Source organism: Planococcus maitriensis (assembly GCF_003289925.1).
Classification (GTDB): Bacteria; Bacillota; Bacilli; order Bacillales_A; family Planococcaceae; genus Planococcus; species Planococcus maitriensis.
The window spans coordinates 511,764-531,082 of sequence record NZ_QLZQ01000001.1; the positions used below are offsets into that span (position 1 = coordinate 511,764).

A 19,319-nucleotide genomic window follows, 5' to 3' on the forward strand; every position below is an offset into this window, starting at 1 on the left:
ACTTTTGACTCCATGGAAAGTTTACGGCATCTTAACATCGGTCATGGTCGTGTGGGGCTTCAACCTCGCGGCGGTCAAGTATTTATTGGTATTTGTCGACCCGGTCACGCTGACGGCATTTCGGATCTTGCTGGCAGGGGTGACGGTGCTGATCATCCTGGCATCGCTCGGCATGATGCGCTGGCCCAAGCGCAGCGACTGGAAATATATATTGCTCGGGGCCTTGCTCAATGTCGTGGCGCATCATTATTTCCTGTCCCAGGGCTTGGCGATCACTTCCGGGACGAACGCCGGTTTGATCCTCGGGACCGGGCCGATGCTGACAGCGGTCCTGGTGTCGCTGATCATGCGCAATGTGCCGTCCAGGCTGCAATGGCTCGGGGTGGCCATCGGTTTTGCCGGTGTCGCCACAACGGTCATGGTCGGAGGCGACTCGGCGTCCGGCATGAGTATTGGGGATTTATTGGTCTTCATCTCCATCTTGGCTCAAGTGTTCAGCTATATTGTCATAGCGAATGCAGCGCGTTCACTTGATCCGCGCCTGCTGACGGGATACATGCTCGTCACGGGAGCGGCCGTATTATTCATCATCGCGCTCATCCAGGAACCGGGAGAAATTGCCGCATTCGGGGATGTGCCAACATCGTTCTGGCTGGCGTTCTTCTTTTCGGGGATGCTCGGGACAGCGGTCGGGCATATGCTCTATAATTACTCGATTGGCCAGGCAGGACCGACAAAAGCGGCAATTTTCATGAACCTGAATACGCTGTTCTCGCTCGTGGCAGCAAGCCTCATTCTTGGCGAAACGATTACACCCGGTCATTTGGTGGGCCTTGTGCTCATTGTCATTGGCGTGATATTCGGATCAGGGGCAGCGGAAGATTTGCTTCGCAAACGCAGGAAACGGCTCCCCGTGTGAGCCGTTTTTTCTATAGTGGAATAGTGAAAGGAGAATGATTGATGGCAGGTTTATGGGGAACTCCAGAACAATTGCGGCAGTTGACGGAAAAATTGGTCGGCTGGGAATCACAAGGGCTGACAGAAGGGGAAGTGAAGTTCCCCGAACGATTAAAAGACGAGTTGATGGAAACGGAATATTTTCGGAACCACCCGGAACGCATATCGCTGGGAGAAGTCAATTGGGAACGCCGTTATCTCACGGCCTTGTATAAGCACGAAGAAGCCTCACGCACCGTCGTGCTGCTCAGCCATTTCGATACCGTGGCCGTTCATGAATACGGGGATTTGGCGCCGCTCGCCTATCAACCCGCAGAACTGGAGAAAGAATTCCAAAAAATAAAGAGCGAATTCAAGCCCGAGATGCAGGCCGATCTTGCGTCTGGCGACTATTTATTCGGCCGGGGCATCATGGACATGAAATCGGGGCTGGCGATCCATATGGCATTGATCGAGCGGGCAAGCCTGGAAAATTGGCCGGTCAACATCTTGCTGATGTCAGTGCCGGATGAGGAAGTGAACTCGGCGGGCATGCGCTACGGCGTGTCGAAGCTGCTCGATTTGGAGCGCCAATATGGCTTGGAATATGTGTTGTTTTTAAACGGCGAGCCGGTGTTCGCAAAATCCCCGGGCGACGAATCGCAATACATCTACACTGGATCGATCGGGAAAATCATGCCAAGCGCCTTGTTCTACGGAAAGGAAACGCATGCAGGCGAGCCGCTTGCCGGCATGACCTCGAGCTATCTTTCCACATATTTGACGCGGAAAATGGAATGGAACCCAGCGTTTTCCGAGACTGTCCACGGGGAAGCAACGCCGCTACCGGTAACCCTCACGCAAGGGGATATGAAAGAGGAATATTCGGTCCAGACGCCTTACCGCGCCAAAGCGCTCTATAACGTATTCACCATGGACAGGAATGCTGAAGACATCATGGATATTTTTGAGGGCCTGGCGAAGGAATCCGCTGCGGAATGCATGGGAGATTACCGTGCCTTATGCAAAAAAGTCGGCATGGAACCACGGTTCGACGAGATCCGCGTCATCCGTTACGAAGAGCTTGTGGAATACGCCAAAGAGAAATTCGGGCTCGATTACATCAACCGATTGATCCACGACACGCTGGTGGACCCGGAACGCGACGTCCGCGATAAATCGTTCCATATCGCGGACATCCTGCTGCTCAATTGCCAGGAGTTGACGCCGGGTATCGTGTTATTGTTCGCGCCGCCTTATTACCCGGCGGTCAATTCGAGCGAAGACCCGTTCATCGAAGAGTGTGTGGCGCACGTCACGCGTGATGCGCTCGAACGTTTTGATTTGGAGCTCGAGCAAGTGCATTTCTTCAATGGCATTTCCGACCTCAGCTACGTCAATTACCAGGATACGTCGAGTGGCTGGGTGCGCTACGAGAAAAACACGCCGGTTTACGGCGATCCATACAGCATCCCGTTTCAAGCGATGCAGCAGCTTAAGGCACCGGTCCTGAATATCGGCCCATTCGGCAAGGATCCGCACAAACGCACTGAACGGCTGCATATCAAGAATGCTTTCGAGGAAATCCCGGAAATCATCGCCAGCCTGATTTTGCACATCGGAGAAGACGCGGATTAACATCGTGAAAACCACAAGCTCTACAGGGCCCGGTTTGTTTTGAATGGAGAAGACAGGTACAATTCAAAAAGATGAAAAAATGAAGGAGCGGATCTTTTATGGAGTTCAAACAGCAGACCGAAACGTATTTCGACCATTTCCATGCGCATCCCGAAGTCAGCTTCAAAGAAGTCGAGACCACGAAAAAACTGGCGCAGATCATGGAAGGGCTCGGGGTGGAGTACCGGACATTCGATGATGTCACGGGCTTGTTTGCAGAAATCGGGGAAGGCGAGGAAGTGATCGCCGTGCGTGCGGATATCGATGCCTTGTGGCAGGAAGTGGGCGACAAGGTACAGGCGAACCATTCCTGCGGGCATGACGCCAATATGTCGATGGTTTTGGGGGCGCTCCTGCGTTTGAAAGATGAAGCTTTGAAGAAACGCATCCGCTTTATTTTCCAGCCCGCTGAAGAACAGGGCAATGGCTCGCTTGCGATGATCGAACGTGGCGCCTTGGAAGATGTGACGCATCTGTTCGGTGTCCATCTGCGCCCGCAGGAAGAGCTGCCGTTCGGCAAAGTGACACCTGCGCTCCATCACGGGTCGGGCATTTTCCTGAAAGGCAAGATCACGGGGGAAGACGCGCACGGCGCGCGGCCGCATCAAGGGAAAAATGCCATCGATGTCATCGCGGCGATCCATCAATTCGTGAAGACGATCTATTTCTCGCCTTTCGAATCGTATTCGGCCAAGCTGACGAATATCCAGACCGGCGGGGAAAGCTTGAACATCATTCCCGGGAGTGCCACGTTTGCGCTTGATGTGCGTTCACAGTCGAACGAACTGATGGATGCGATGAAAGCGCGTCTCGAAGAAGGCCTGCGGGCGATCGCCGCGCTTCATGGCGTTCAAATCGAGTTGGAATGGGACGATTACACACCCGCTGCTGAAGTATCGGATGAGGCGATGGAGATTGCTGCAAGAGCGATCCGCAATGTGCTCGGGGAAGAGGCCTATGCTGAACCGATCCAGACGACCGGAGCGGATGATTTTCATTTCTACACGATCAAAAAGCCCGAATTGAAGGCGGCGATGGTCGGCATCGGGGCGGATTTAGCGCCTGGCTTGCACCATCCGGATATGGAATTCAACCGGGAAGCGCTCGACATCGGCGCCCGCGTATTGGCGGAAACGCTGCGCTTGGCATGAATGCCTTGCCGCGGCCTGATTTCTTGTTTCCATTCGCCCGATTAAGGGTATGGAACAATTGTTCATACAATAGAATTTAAAGGGGTCATCAAGATGGATGCGATATTAAATGGGTTGACGTGGATCGTCGACGAAGGCAATAACTTACTGTGGACATACATATTGATCGGGCTCCTGCTCGGTTTAGGGCTTTACTTCACCATCCGCACGCGCTTTGTCCAGGTGCGCTTATTCGGTGAGATGTTCCGCGTCATCGCGGAAAAGAAAGACGGGACAGGCGGGGTCTCCGCGTTCCAGGCATTCACGATCTCGACCGCATCGCGAGTCGGTACCGGAAATATTACCGGCGTCGCTTTAGCGATTGCCATCGGCGGGCCGGGCGCCGTTTTCTGGATGTGGGTCGTAGCCCTCATCGGGATGGCAACGGCCTTTATCGAAAGCACGCTCGCCCAGGTCTATAAAATCAAAGACGGCGAGCAATTTCGCGGAGGGCCGGCTTATTACATGGAGAAAGCGCTCGGCACACGGAAACTGGGAATCGTTTTTGCCATTCTCTTGACGCTGGCATTCGGTTTCATCTTTAACTCGGTGCAATCGAATACGATTGCCCAATCGGTCGGCGATGTCTTTGATATCCCGAACTGGGTGGTCGGCGCAAGTTTGGTCGTCCTGGCAGCAATCGTCATTTTCGGCGGCGTGCGACGGATCGCACACGTGACGCAAGTGGTTGTGCCGGTCATGGCAACAGCTTATTTGCTGGTCGTCCTGTACATATCCATTTTGAACTTTACCGAAATCCCGGCGGTGTTCACGCTGATCATCCAGAACGCATTCGGGCTTGAGGAAGTCGTCGGCGGCGGTATCGGTGCAGCGATCATGCAAGGGATACGCCGCGGCCTGTTCTCGAACGAAGCCGGTATGGGGTCGGTCCCGAACGCTGCCGCTTCCGCAAACGTATCGCACCCAGCCAAGCAAGGGCTTGTCCAAAGTTTGGGGGTTTTCTTCGATACGATCATCATCTGTTCGGCGACTGCATTCGTCATCATCTTGGCGGATCTATACCGCACGAGCGAACAGGAAGGGATCCTTCTGACGCAAGCTTCGCTTGATGTGCATGTTGGCGCATGGGCTCCCTATTTCCTGGCAGTGGCGATTACATTCTTCGCCTTCAGTTCGATTGTCGGGAACTATTATTACGGCGAGACGAATATCGAATTCATCAATGCCCACAGCATGTGGCTGACAGCTTACCGTTTCGGTGTGCTGGCGATGGTCATGTTCGGTTCGATCGCGCAAGTCCAGCTCGTCTGGAACATGGCCGATTTGTTCATGGGCATGATGGCAGTCATCAACTTGGTCGTCATCGCATTGCTCGGGAAGATCGCTTTCCGCGTCCTCGACGATTATATGGGGCAAAGGAAAGCCGGCAAGAACCCGGTGTTCTATGCGAAAAATTTACCTGGCCTGAAAAACACGGAATGCTGGGGAGAAGAAGCACATCGTCACGACGAATAACTTCTGGCCTCTTCCGCATCTGCGGAAGGGGTTTTTCTTTGGGAACCCATAGAGCGGCCGTGCGTCCTGTAACGAAACCGTAATGAAAAATACACCAAAACGATTTCTGCCGGGGCACATGCTATGGTAGAATGAACTATTGATAATATGTGAGTTGAACAAAAAATGAACCAGTCAAAGAGAGCGATGCAATCGTTACAGGCAGACGCTTTCCGCGGGCATGGCTTGAGCCTCCTCGGTCGCTGCGCTTCCTGTGGGGTCTCAAGACTCATGCTATTCCCGCAGGAGTCGCTGCCTTGCACTCTTAATATCTGGATTATATCAATAGATATGGAGCAAAATAGCGCAGACTCCTTGGGGATCAGCGAAGTGCTGAAATCCATTCGGGCAGTAAGCCCGAATTAGTTCAGCGCAAGCCCCCAGGAAAGCCAGCTGTTTTGCGGAATATCGTATGCAATGAAGTCTTAAAGACAACGTATTAGTTCAACTTATTTAGCAAAACTATTGAACCAAATCTCTGCTTGCAAAGCAGGAGATAAAAAATTACTGGCAATTGAGGAGAATTAACGAAATGGAAAAAATCTGTGTAGTTGGATTAGGATATATCGGCTTGCCGACAGCGGTCATGTTCGCAAACCATGGTTATGAAGTTCACGGCGTGGACGTCAATCAAAAAGCGGTGGACATGCTGTCGGCCGGGCAAATCCATATCGAAGAACCGTTCCTTCAGGATTACTTGAACAAGGCATTGGAAAAAGGCACTTTCACAGTGGCGACAACACCTGCAGAAGCGGACATGTTCATCATCGCTGTGCCGTCTCCAATCGCGGAAGACAAAACGGCTAACATGGATTACATCCGTGCAGCGACGGAATCGATCGTCCCATTCCTGAAAAAAGGCGATTTGGTCGTCTTGGAATCGACCGTCCCGCCGCGCACCGTGCTGGATGTCATGATGCCGATCCTTGTGAAGAGCGATTTGGAAATCGGGACGGAATTGTTCGTTTCGCATTCCCCAGAACGCGTCATTCCAGGCAAAGTTTTCGAGGAGCTCGTGAAAAATGACCGCATCATCGGCGGCATCAACGAGGAATCTTCAAAGCGCACGCAAGTTTATTACGAATCATTCGTGAAAGGCGAGTTCATCTTGACGGATGCGACGACTGCTGAAATGGTGAAAGTCATGGAAAACACCTACCGCGACGTCAACATCGCTTTCGCCAATGAAATCGCGAAAATCTCTGATAGTGTCGGCGTTGATGCTTGGGAAGCGATCCGTTTGGCCAACCATCACCCGCGCGTCAATATCCATTTGCCAGGCCCTGGGGTGGGCGGGCATTGTATCGCAGTCGACCCGTGGTTCCTGGTCGAGAAAGAGAAGGATCTTTCGCAGATCATCCATCTGTCGCGCAATACGAACGACGGCATGCCGCAATATACGGCAGACAAAGTCGACGAAATCCTGAAAGATGTGAAAGATGCGAAAGTTGCTGTCTTCGGTTTGGCTTTCAAAGGCAATATCGACGACATCCGCGAAAGCCCGTCAATGGAAGTGCTGGAATACCTGAAAGCGAAAAACTTGCGCATTGCTTCCTTTGACCCGCATGTCAAAGAAAACAAAGCGCCATTCCAGACGCAATCCTACGACGAGGCAGTGGAAGGCGCAGATTTGATCGTCATCTTGACTGACCATAAAGCGTTCAAGGAATATGATCCGAAAACACTTGGCGGAACGATGCGCCATAAAGCCATTTTTGACACGAAGAACGCTATCAGCCGTGAAGCTTATGAAGAGGCTGGATTCACGGTCTATCGTCTTGGCGACGGCAAAGGCAATCCGAAAAATTAAAATACACAGCCGCATTTTCAAGCTCTTGGAAATGCGGTTTTGCATGGAGGCGCGAACTGCATGAAAGAAGAAATTTTAGGTGTTACTGTCAATAAGGAAACCGAACAGCAATTGCTCGATAAGATCCAGGACGACATCGAAATGGGGCGCAAATCACGAATTGTCGCCATCAACCCGGAAAAAGTCATGATGGCTTCAAAAGATCCGGCACTCCGGAAGCTTTTGAACGAATCCACCTATCAGATCCCGGACGGTGTCGGCATTAAAATCGCTTCCCGCATGCGCGGGGGCGAAATCCGTGAGCGTGTCACGGGAATCGGCATGATGGATGCCCTGCTTCAGCTCGCCAATAAGCACGGCCACCGCATTTTCATGTATGGGGCGAAAAAAGCGACTGTCGAACTGGCAGCCGACAATATCCAGGCCAAATACCCGAACCTGGTCATTGCCGGAACGCTCGATGGCTATGAAAAAGACACCGATAAAATTATCGGAACGATCAACGGGGCGAAGCCGCAAATCCTGTTCATCGCTCTCGGCAGCCCGAAGCAAGAGCTGTTCATCCGTGAAAATATGGAACGGCTCGACGTCAATATCTTCCAGGGTGTCGGCGGCAGTTTCGATGTCTACAGCGGCAATGTGAAACGTGCGCCGAAATTGTTCCTGAACACCGGAACCGAATGGCTTTACCGTCTCGCGAGCCAGCCGTCCCGCATCAAACGCCAAATGGCGCTTCCGCAATTCCTCATCAAAGCCGTGCGCGATAAAGGCGGAAACCGCTGATGAAAGTATTGCATGTCATCAGCGGGGGAGAGACCGGCGGCTCGAAAAAGCATCTATTGCAGCTATTGGCCAACTCTCCTGTAGAAGCAGAGTTGCTGTTATTGACGGAAGGCGCGTTTGCGGAAGATGCACGAAAAGCGGGGATTCCCGTGACGGTTGTCCAGCAGAACAGCCGTCTTGACCGCTCGGCACCGAGAAAGATCTTGATGGTCTTGAAAAAAGGCGGATTTTCGATCGTCCATTCCCACGGGGCACGGGCTAATTTTCTCATCGATTCGGTTTATAAAAAATTCGGCATGCCTTGGTTCATCACGGTTCACAGCGACCCGACGCTCGACTTTCTCCATCAGCCCAAGCCGCTTGCCAAGGTATTTACCATCTTGAACCAGCGGGCGATGCGCCGTGCGGACCATTTGTTTGCCGTATCGGAGAAATTCAAGGACATGTTGATCCAAATGGGGGTCGAACCGAAGAAAATCACCCCTGTATTCAACGGCATCAATTTCCATGAAACCTTGCCCGGCTTCGACAAACGCGCTATCCGCAAGGCGCTCGATACGGAAGAAGGCGAATTCGTCTTTGCGATCGTGGCACGCCTCCATCCGGTCAAAGGGCATGATATTTTACTGAACGCCTTTTCGCAAATCGAGCGCCCTTGTAAACTATGGGTCATCGGAGAAGGCAGCCTTCGTGAGAAGTTAAGCGAACAAGCAGCGGAACTGGGTATTTCCGAGCGGGTCCAATTTTTGGGAGCACGGAATGACGTGGACCAATTATTGTATGCGGCGGATGTATCGTTATTGACCTCGCATAGCGAAAGTTTTCCGCTCGTGCTTCTGGAATCCGCAGATATGGCCACGCCAGTCATCGCAACCAATGTAGGGGGCGTGCCGGCACTCGTCGATCCAGGAAAAACCGGATGGATTATCGAACCAGGGCGTGCCGACGCACTCAAACACGTCATGGAAAAGGCGATAGACGCGGATACGCAAGAGATGGGAAGCATGCTTCGGAGCTTTGCGAAAGAAAATTTTTCCAATGAAAACTTGCAACGGGAAATCAAAAGAGTTTATAGCGCTGTTTTGAAGTTAAACTAGGTAAAAGTTCGTGTTTATTTTAAACTGTAAATATTATGAAATATACCGTTCAGCCTATGCGGGACGTGGTTTTAAAGCCCTTTGAGCACTGTCTCAAGGGGCTTTTTGTTGTTCCTGTAATATAAATGTAATATTCATCTCATAAATTCAATGATAAACTCTGAGTTATTCAGAATAAAAAATTGCCTAATAAATACAGATAAGCAGACTATAAAACTCAGGGGGAAGAAGAAGTATATGAAAATGACAAAATGGTTTGGAACGATGATCGCCGCAACTGCTTTATCAGTTACTGCTTTCGCTTCCAGTTCAGAAGCAAGCGTTTTTACAAACTTCGATCGCATTTCAGGATCAGACCGCTACGAAACAGCCATCCAGGTATCGCGTGAAGGCTGGACTGCCAACAGTACGGATCACGTCGTGCTGGTCATTGGCGACAACTACCCGGATGCTCTTGCGGGTGCACCGCTTGCCAAAAAATTGAATGCGCCCATCCTATTGGTGAAAAAAGATGTTGTACCGGCGTCGATCATGTCCGAAATTGGCCGTCTAGGGGCTAAAAATGCAACCATCCTCGGCGGTGAAATGGCGATTTCGGAAAAAGTGGTCCAGCAATTGAAGTCAAAAGGCATTAATGTCGATCGGATTGCAGGAAGCAGCAGAGCGGCCACATCGGCCTTGATCGCCAAACAAGTCGGCGGTACCTCTGCCATTGTGGCAAGTGGGGCTGGATATGCGGATTCCTTATCCATTGCATCGCATGCTGCAGAAACCGGGAAACCGATCTTGTTGACGTCAGGCAAAAACCTATCCGCTGAAGTGGAAAATGCTTTGAAAAATTACGACAATGTCACTGTAGTCGGAGGGGAAGTAGCCGTCAGTGCCGCAGTCTATAACCAAATCGGTAAATCCGCTAAAGTGCAGCGTATTTCAGGAAAAGACCGTTACGCTACGGCAGCGGCGGTAGTTTCAAAATTGTATCCAACGACCATTGATGATTCCCTCGTAGCCTCTGGCCAGCAATTCGCAGACGCGCTTACAGGTTCTGCGCTTGGCGGGAAACAGAACAAGCCAATTTTACTCGTTAAACAATCGGCATTGCCTTCCCATACAAAAGACATCATCAATAATAAGAACGTTAAAGCATTGACAGTTATCGGCGGGGAAGTGGCTGTTTCAAAAGAAGCCTTGAACCCGAATCCGAAGCCAGCCCCGATACCGGTCGTCAAGCCAGCTGTGGATGTCCGTGCCAATATCATCACTGAAGCAAAAAAACATATCGGTACACCATATCGCTGGGGCGGTACGACGACGGCAGGATTTGATTGCTCCGGTTACTTGATGTATGTCTTCAATAAAAACGGGATCTCGATCCCGAGAACGACTGCCTTGATGGCCCAGTCCGGCAAGCCGGTCAGCTATTCGAATATTAAAGTCGGCGATATCGTATTGTTGGATTTGGTCAGAAGCACACCGACGCGTCCGACACATGCAGGGATTTATGTCGGCGACGGCAAAATCATCCATGCTGGGACCAGCACAGGCGTTACGATTACACCGCTTGATACTTCATGGGGCCATTGGGACAAGAAAATCGTCACCATCCGCTCGTACACAGATTAAAAAATGGCTTAGGCCATTTTTTTTTGCCCCGATAGAGAGAGAAGAAGGGCAAGTATCATAACCTTAATATTTCATAGTGGAATAATTTACAAATATTTAGAAAATTTATGTACCTTTTAATAAAATTCTAGAATATACTGTTAAAAAAAGAGGATGTTCATCTGAAATAATTCAATTAGGGGGAAAAGCATTGAGAATTTTATTGAATGGCCTGGCGATGCTATTGTTCATCGGTGTTCTTGCGGGAGGGGCGGCAAATGTCTCGGCAGCCGACGATTTTACAGTCAAAGTCCGGCTCACCAATAGCTTGGGGACAAACAGCAGCTACGATTTCGTTCCGCAGGGCAGCTCACAATTAAAAGAAGACAAAACCGTTAAATTGGATAAGGGAACCCGTTACCAGGTGCACGTATCATCTGGCAAACTGGTATTGAAAAAAGGCGGCCAAACTTTGAAAAGCGGCTTGAATACGGTAACGATCGAGCCGTCCGTCTATTCAAAGGCAAATAATATCCACCTCTATAAACCAGGATCCCAATCCGTATACCCATATCTTGGGACAATCCTGTTCCGCATGTCGGGGACAACAAAAATCCAGCCGGTCAACTCCTTGCCATTCGAAGATTACCTTAAAGGCGTCGTGCCATCTGAAAGCCCCGCCAGTTGGGGAGCGAGCGGGGGCATGGAATCCTTGAAAGCCCAAGCAATAGCAGCCCGTTCCTATGTTTTCTCCAAGATGAGCCAAAGCACATTGGAAATCGATGACACGACAACTTTCCAAGTGTATAAAGGCTTTATGTGGGACCCGTTATCCCCGCATTATACTTCGGCTTACGAATATACAAACCGTGCAGTCGACGAAACACAAGGGCAGATTCTCACATACAAAAAAGCGGACGGCCAAAAAGGCTTTGTCACCGCCTATTTCTCATCGAGCAACGGCGGGCAGACTGAACTGCCCGAGCAATACTGGTCAGGAAAATTGCCATATCTCTCGACTACACAAAAAGATGAATTCGATACGAAAAGCCTGTGGAAACTCAACTGGCTCAAAAACCAGCTTCCTGCAACTGCCGACTTGATGGCTCCGGCCACTTGGTGGAATACGACAGGCGAGTTGAACTTGAATAGCGCGCTCGTCGGTGAGCAAAGCAAAAATGCGTTCACCAATTTCAAGAAGGATTTATTGAAAAAGGCGAAAGACCAGGATTCCACTGTCGAATCGATCAAAATCGCTTCCATCAATAACATCCAAACCGAGAACTTCGCAAACACCGGGAAAGTCCAGTCCATCACGCTTGAAATGGACTATTATATCCGCACCAGCAATAACGGGGCGCTAAGCTTCGATATGGCAGCCGGTGCAGCATCCAAGACACTGGCAGGCAAAAGCCGTTATGATACGGCGATTGAAATCGCAAAAGAATTAGTAGGTGCTGAAAAAGCGCCAGCTATCGTCCTGGGCCGGGGCGATATACCTGCCGATGCATTGGCGGGAACGGTTTTGGCCCACAAATACGGCGCGCCGATCCTCCTTACCAAGAGTGACGCCTTGCCGTCTTCTGTAGAGGAATTCCTGGAAAAACAAACCGTCCAGGGAGCCACCATCTACCTGTTGGGGGGCAAGCTGGCGATTTCTGAAAATGTCGAAGAGGCTTTGATTGAAAAAGGCTTTAATATCAAACGCTTGGCAGGCAAAAGCCGTTCCGACACTTCGTTATTGATCGCACAAGAAATCGGCCAGACGCATACTGTATTGATGGCTACTGGAAATGACAATTCTTCTGACGCATTATCCGCTTCCGCTTACGCGGCTGTGCATCAGCTGCCGATCCTGATTCATACAGGCAAGAAGCTTTCGGACAATACCGCCGCGTTCATGGAGCAGGGCGGGACCGAGAAAGCGCTGATCATCGGGGGGAATGAAGCGATTCCTGAAAATACGGCAGATGCCTTGAATGCGCTCAATATCCACAGTGACCGCATCAGCGGGAAAACCCGCGTGGATACCAGCCTTGAAATCAACCGCCTGTTGCCGATGAACGGCAAAAACCTTGTGGTCGGCAATGCCCATTCATTTGTCGATGCACTCGCGGGATCAGTGTTAGCCGCGAAAACGAGTTCACCAATCCTCATGCTGCATCCGGATCCAACCCGTTTGCCGGCTGAACACATGGAGCAGATCAGCCAGCTGACAAAAGACCAGGCCTATTATCTTGGAGGCGAGTCGGTCATTCCAAGTGCCTTGAAAACGGCGAGCAATGAATACATCGGCTCTTCGTTGAAAAAGCACCAGGCCGTTGTCACATATAAAACCGGCGAGAAAGTGAGTATGACCACTTTCCGCACATTGATGGGCGCAGCGAACCTGAAGAGCGTCGATTTTGACATCGTGGATGCACCAGACCGTTTCGTCATGGACGGAAGCGGCTTCGGCCACGGCATCGGCATGAGCCAGTGGGGATCTTACTACCGCTCAAAAGCCGGCCACAGCGCTGAGCAAATCTTGAATTTCTATTACCAGAACGTATCGATCGAACACACATCGCAATTCGTGAAATAACTAGGGCATCGACGATATAGTAAAAAGCCGTCCTCATCAGGGCGGCTTTTTTGTGTGGAAATTTAGTAATGAAGTGAGTGGAAAGCTTCCGCTTTTCGACTGCGTTGCAGGGGGCTGCTTGCCGTGGGGCGGGTGCCCGGCCAACGTGCCAAATTTCTCTGTGTTCGAGCATCGCTTGATATGCGTTGCTCAATTCTCACTGCGTTCGAACATCGCAGAAGAACCGTTGCTCAATTCTCACTGCGTTCGAACATCGCAGAAGAACCGTTGCTCCCACATCTGCTCAACCCTCACTATGTTCGGGCATCGCACAAAAACATTTGCTGCGCAGATGCGTCGCAAATGAATGGACTCGGCTTCCCCTCGCCATCCATTCACCCCCTTCCACTCCATCTCTAGTTTTAGAGTGGAAGGGAATTTCTTCTGACCACTTATTTTTTTATGTGAAAGTGCGTCACGTTTATTAGCTTGAGTCATTTTATCGTAAGAATGTGCTCATTAATTCTGACCTATCCACAATTTAGAAGTAAGCAACTATGTGCAGGATCCCCCGTCCCTGGAAGCGATTCCCCCATATTAATTTTTGGTAAAATCACGATGCCGCCAAAAACCATCCAAGTCTTGCCGTTCAAGGGATGGGAGGACATAAAGGAACCCTGTCCAATAGTCTGGCGTCTTTACCTAATATTAGCTCTATTGTAACAATTGTAATATTAATGCTATGATGGATTCATTAATTATGAGGTGTTTATTATGAAAAAGACAAAAAAATTTAACTCCCCGTTGCTTGTATTAGTGATTTTGTCCGTCATTCTGCTCATCAAGCTGGGGGTATTCCGCAACCTGGTCTACGGCGAAGTCTCCTTGCTGCGCCTTGTAGCGATCGACTTTCCGGTCTTCATGCTGTTGCCGGTACTGCTGTTTGTCGTGCTTCGGCGGGTCAGCCCGCTCGTTGCGTTAGTCTATAACCTGTTCGTATCGGCGCTTCTCGTATCGATTGTCTGGTATGAGCGTTATTTCCAGACCGTGCCGAGCTATTTTGACCTTCAGCAAGGCGATCAAGCGGGATCGGTCATGGAGACGGTCAGCTTGCTGTATGCGCCGCTCGATTTCCTGTTCTTTGCCGATATAGTGGTCTACATCGCATTGTTCGTCCTGTACTGGAACCGGCCGCTGACGATGAAAAACCGCAAGAAAATCAGCGTGGTTGCTTTCGTGCTGGTGGCGGTGAGCTTGGTGACGACAGTGGTGGCGCTGCAAAAGCCGATTCTGGATATGACTTTATTCGCCAAGGAGCAAGGCTTTGTCCAGACGCAATTGGTCCAGGCGGCTCAGCAAAATAGCGCGTCAGCCCAGATGCATTTAATCTCGGATGAGGAGCTGGCAAAGCTGAAAGGCAATGAATTCGTGCCTTACACGGAACACGAACGCTTCGGTATCGCAAAAGATCGCCATCTATTCGTCATCCAGGTCGAATCCTTGCAGAACTTTGCCATCAACCAATCGATCGGCGGGCAGGAATTGACGCCGAACCTCAATGAACTGCTTGGCGACAGCCTGTATTTTGACCGCATGTTCCAGCAGATCGGCGCAGGCAATACGTCCGATGCCGAGTGGCTATTGCATATGTCGCTATTGCCGAAAGGGCTGGACCCGACAGTCAATTACTTGAATGGCACCCCTTTGCCATCTCTTGTCAACATGCTCAATGAGCAGGATTATTACACGACGACGTACCATGCGGACAAGCTCGAATATTGGAACCGCAAGGAATTGTATCCATCGCTCGGTTTTGATTATGCCTACTCGAGTGATGAGATTCCGGATGAGGACTTGATCGGTTTATGGCCATCCGACCGGACGATGTTCCAGTTTGCCGAAGGGGAAATACGGGAACAGGCTGCATCCGGGAAAAAGATCTATGCGAATTTGATGACCGTGACAAGCCACACGCCATTTGAGGTGCGTGAACAAGATAAGTATCTGGAATTGCCGGAGCAGTATGTCGATACGTACACCGGGAATTACCTGCAGTCCATCCGCTACGCAGATGAAGCGGTCGGGGAATTTATCGCTTTCCTGAAAGCGGAAGGCATTTATGAAGATTCCTTGATTGTCATCAATGGAGATCATTCGGGGCTTCATGGCCGCCCGATGACGGTCAATGACACCGATTTGATGGGCGAGTTGCTAGGGCACTCGTATTCCTTGAAGGACCGTTTCCTGCTGCCGTTCATCATCGCAGCCCCTGGCCTTTTTGAGTCGGAAGTGAATTCGAATTTCGGGGGGCAGGTGGATATGATGCCAACCATCATGAATTTGATGGGCATCGAACCGCAAGCCCCGATGGTCGGGCATAATATGCTCCAGTATGAGAACAACTTGCTCGCAGTACGCTATTACTTGCCGGGAGGCTCTTATATCACGGGTGACCATATGTACTTGGGGCAAAACGCCAGGTATCCGGAACGTTATTATGACTTCGATACGATGGAACGGATCGAACCGGACAAAGAGACCATTGAACAGAAACAGAAAAACGCCTTGAAGATTCTAAATCATTCCGACGCCTTGCTGAGCAACTTCCTGGATGAAGGCGAAGAAGAAGCGGAAACCGGAGAAGAGAGCTAACTCTTCTCTGGCTTTTTTTGTTAATTCAAATTTACGGATTTTAATGCAAATTTATTACATAATCAATATAAAGATATTGAATATAAATACCTAAATTGTATGCAGAAATTACATGTATTTCGTAAATTGCATAGGACTATTATCTTCGTATCGAAAAATTTCAGTTTTAAACGCTGTATAAAGAATCATTTTAAGAAAATATTGTAAAATTCTCTTGTTTCTCCTAATTTTCCCCCGTACTATTAGTTCAGAAAGAGGGGAATTTAGCATTGAAAAAGAAACTTTTGTTCGTGCTGTTGTTGCTGCTAGCCATTGGAATGGGAACCGGAACTGCTTCTGCAGCCGGTAAGCCAACTGTTATTTTAGACCCGGGACACGGGGGAGTTTACGGCGGAACGGCTGGTTACTCAGGAAACCGGACCGGCTATTACGAAAAACACGCCAATATGGAAGTGTCGAAGCGATTGAAATCCGAGCTAGAGAAAAGAGGATTTGTCGTTCACATGACCCGGACATCCGATGTCCAGTTTTCACGCATTTCATCCAGTGCGGATCTCGTCGAGCGGATGAAAGTCGCAAACGGCATGATTGCAAGCGGAAATAATGACAATACCATTTTCATGTCCGTGCACCATAATGCGACTGGTTCACCTACATACGGTGGATACGAAACGTATTACTTCGATAACCGATATGCGAGTTCGTCATATCCGCCATCCGTATTGCAGCGCCATTACTCGCCGGAAAGCGGCCGTTTGGCAACAAACACGCACCGCGCAGTCATCAATTCAGGGATTAAGGAAGGCCGCGGCATTGTCGCGAACAGCCTTTACGTAACACGTACAGCGAACATGCCATCTGTCTTGCTTGAAGTCGGTTATATGTCCAACCCGACAGAAGAAGCGATGATCAAGCAAGCGTGGTTCCAACAGAAAGTCGCAGCGAACGTTGCAAAAGGCGTGGATGATTTCTTCAACGTTTACGTCGTCAATGACAAAAACGGCAAAGCGATCAAACATTACACATCGAAAACCGATGCGTTGAATTATTCGAAAACTGTTTCAGGCAGTTATGTAATCCATAAGAAAACCGGGAAAGTGGACGGTGCGACGAAGCCGGATCCTGAACCGGTCGACCGTCCGTTAGTCTATGGCATCTATCATCCATCCGTAAAAATGAGCGATAATCTCTTCGGTACGGAGCAAGAAGCGATCAACGAAGCGAAAAAATGGAAAAACACGCGCGTTGTCCATACGACAACGGGAATCGTTTTATGGTCCAATTACTTGCCGAAGAAATTCGTGGTCTTAGACGGCAGCGATAAAGAAGTGACGCGTTTCTATCAAGAAGAAGCCGCGATTGCCCATGCAGGCAAGTTAGCGCAGGCATCTGTCATCGACGAGTCGACGCTTGAAAACGATATCGTCTGGTCGAACTTCAAACGCAAAAACTTCATCGTCCGTTCGAAAGACAAAGGCGAGATGATCCACCTTTACAACCGCGAGGAAGCCCGCGACTATGCACGCAATTGGCCGAACTCGGAATTGTATGATGTGTGGGCCAAGAAAGTCATCTATACGAACACAGATAAAACCGGGTACTCATATACGCCGCAAAATGTTCAAGGCAAGAGCCGCATCGATACAGCTGTTGCGGTGTCTAAACTGCTCTACCCGAATGGTTTTGCATCCACGAAAGCCCAGAAAACGGTCGTCTTGGCTACTTCGAACCAATATGCTGACGCCTTGTCGGCTGGCCCGCTTGCCGCTCATTACGGCAATGCACCGATCCTTTTGAGCAGAACGGATGCCCTTACCCCGGCTGTCGAACAAGAACTGAAACGCTTGAAAGCAAATAAAGTGATCATTGTCGGCGGTACAATTGCGCTCTCCGGATCTGTCGAGAGCAAGTTGAAAAATATGGGCTTGGCGGTTGAACGCTTATCCGGCCAGACCCGTTATGACACAAATGCGAAAATCAATGAAAAGCTTCCTGCTGCAGATGGCGTGTTCGTCACGGCGGGCAATAACTATCCGGATGCTCTAACTGCTGCCAGTATAGCTGTAGTCAAGAACTGGCCGATCGTCCTTGTAGGCGAGGGGCAAGCTGTACCGAACAGTTTGAAAACAGCTTTCGGTGAAGAAGTCGTCATCGTCGGCGGGACTACTGCCGTTTCAACATCGTTGGAGAAAGCTGTAAAACGTGAAATCGGTGCTGACGCTGTGCGCCGCCTATCCGGCAAAACGCGTTACGATACAGGGACGGCTGCGATCGATTACTTCGCAGATGAATTCATCTCAAACCGCTTGATCGTCTCAACCGGCACAAACTACCCGGATGCACTTGTGTCATCCGCAGTCTCTGCGCGCTATAACGCACCGCTCTTCCTGGTGCCGGACAACTCGATGCCAGCGACTCTGACGGATTCATTGACACAACACAGCACAGAGAAATTGATCAATCGCACCTATTACATCGGTGGAGCTGTCAACTCGTCCATTAAAACGACGATCAACGCAATGCAAAAATGATAAGGTGGTTATATACATGAAAAAATTCAGTGGTCTCTTGCTCTCGGCCGTCATTCTTGGCGGCTGCGGCACCGCTGTGACCGATTCTGCAGAAGACGATAAAGTCAACGGCACAGGCGGCACAGAAACAACCGAAACCGAAGCCGCGGAAACAGAAGCAACGGAAACAGATGTGGAATCAACAGAAAACGCGCCGATCGAAGTGACAGACCCGACAGGCATGCAGCTCTATATGCCTGAACTCGGCCTCGTCAAGAATTTCCAGGTGGAAGAATTCAAGTTGACACGCGAAGTGCTTGAAGTCTCCGGAAACAAAGTACTCGAAGAAATCACATTCGGGGAAGCTACTACAGTCGAAGTGACGGAGTGGACAGAGTCGTCCATGAACATGCTGATCGAAACTTCTGAACTCGAAGGCGAGCGCGACATTTCAATCGAAGGTTTGGTGCCGATGGATGCGCCGGTCGTCATGATCGATGAAGCCAACAGCACAGAAGGCGAATGGATCGTCACATCGAACGGCGAAACGCTGGAAACCCAAGCGGGCACGTTCGAAGACGTATTGGTCGTCGAGCAAGTCCTGAAATCCGAATCATCCGACCAAGTAACGACGATGACGCGTTATTTCGCGCCGGGTCTTGGGTTCATCCAGGAAAAAACAGTAGTCGCTAACGGAGATGACAAACAGGAGTCTGTTGTTGAATTGGTGAGCTACAAATAATAACGAAGAACCATCCGCCTCTCTTGGTGGATGGTTTTTTTGTGGGAATGAAAGAGAAGAGGCTATTCAGTTTTGGCGACTGCGTTGCAGGGGCGCGCTTTCCGGAGGGGGCGTAGGATAAGGGTCATGCAGCTGATGAGACATAAATTGTGAAGTAAATAAAAAAGAGGTAGGAAAAGCTTCCGCTTTTCGACTACGTTGCAGGGGGCTGCTTGCCGTGGGGCGGGTGTTGAGCCAACGTG

At 50.1% G+C, this 19,319-nt stretch carries 12 protein-coding genes; all 12 read left to right on the forward strand.

The features are described 5' to 3' along the window. Positions 1-4 precede the first annotated feature (4 nt). The 12 genes from DP119_RS02505 (at position 5) to DP119_RS02560 (ending at position 19,077) form a co-directional block, all read left to right on the forward strand. The gene (locus DP119_RS02505; protein ID WP_112230522.1) at positions 5-919 is read left to right on the forward strand and encodes a DMT family transporter; all 915 of its coding nucleotides are present in this window, start codon (positions 5-7) and stop codon (positions 917-919) included. 41 nt (positions 920-960) lie between these two features. Beyond that, positions 961-2,574, forward strand: a complete 1,614-nt coding sequence (locus tag DP119_RS02510) for a M20/M25/M40 family metallo-hydrolase (protein ID WP_112230524.1) — start codon at positions 961-963, stop codon at positions 2,572-2,574. 98 nt (positions 2,575-2,672) lie between these two features. After that, positions 2,673-3,764, forward strand: a complete 1,092-nt coding sequence (locus tag DP119_RS02515; RefSeq protein ID WP_112230526.1) for an amidohydrolase — start codon at positions 2,673-2,675, stop codon at positions 3,762-3,764. Between the two features lie 93 nt (positions 3,765-3,857). Continuing rightward, on the forward strand, positions 3,858-5,279 hold the full coding sequence (locus tag DP119_RS02520) for an alanine/glycine:cation symporter family protein (protein WP_112230528.1): 1,422 nt from the start codon (positions 3,858-3,860) through the stop codon (positions 5,277-5,279). Positions 5,280-5,850: 571 nt separating this feature from the next. Beyond that, a complete protein-coding gene (locus tag DP119_RS02525; protein ID WP_112230530.1) occupies positions 5,851-7,128 on the forward strand; it encodes a nucleotide sugar dehydrogenase in 1,278 nt (425 codons plus the stop codon). Between the two features lie 60 nt (positions 7,129-7,188). Next, positions 7,189-7,911, forward strand: coding sequence for a WecB/TagA/CpsF family glycosyltransferase (locus DP119_RS02530; RefSeq protein ID WP_112230532.1), 723 nt, complete (start codon positions 7,189-7,191; stop codon positions 7,909-7,911). Further along, positions 7,911-9,008 (forward strand): glycosyltransferase, encoded by a 1,098-nt coding sequence (locus tag DP119_RS02535; RefSeq protein WP_112230534.1) that lies wholly within the window; start codon positions 7,911-7,913, stop codon positions 9,006-9,008. Before DP119_RS02530 ends, DP119_RS02535 begins: the two co-directional genes overlap by 1 nt. A 243-nt stretch (positions 9,009-9,251) precedes the next feature. After that, complete coding sequence (locus tag DP119_RS02540) at positions 9,252-10,631, forward strand: cell wall-binding repeat-containing protein (protein WP_167399172.1); 1,380 nt, start codon at positions 9,252-9,254, stop codon at positions 10,629-10,631. A 190-nt stretch (positions 10,632-10,821) separates the two neighbouring features. Then, entirely contained in the window at positions 10,822-13,194 is a 2,373-nt protein-coding gene (locus tag DP119_RS02545) for a SpoIID/LytB domain-containing protein (RefSeq protein ID WP_112230538.1), read from the forward strand. 753 nt (positions 13,195-13,947) lie between these two features. After that, the gene (locus DP119_RS02550; protein WP_112230540.1) at positions 13,948-15,825 is read left to right on the forward strand and encodes an LTA synthase family protein; all 1,878 of its coding nucleotides are present in this window, start codon (positions 13,948-13,950) and stop codon (positions 15,823-15,825) included. A 269-nt stretch (positions 15,826-16,094) separates the two neighbouring features. Further along, complete coding sequence (locus DP119_RS02555; RefSeq protein WP_112230542.1) at positions 16,095-18,356, forward strand: cell wall-binding repeat-containing protein; 2,262 nt, start codon at positions 16,095-16,097, stop codon at positions 18,354-18,356. Positions 18,357-18,372: 16 nt separating this feature from the next. Further along, on the forward strand, positions 18,373-19,077 hold the full coding sequence (locus DP119_RS02560) for a hypothetical protein (RefSeq protein ID WP_112230544.1): 705 nt from the start codon (positions 18,373-18,375) through the stop codon (positions 19,075-19,077). Positions 19,078-19,319 lie beyond the last annotated feature (242 nt).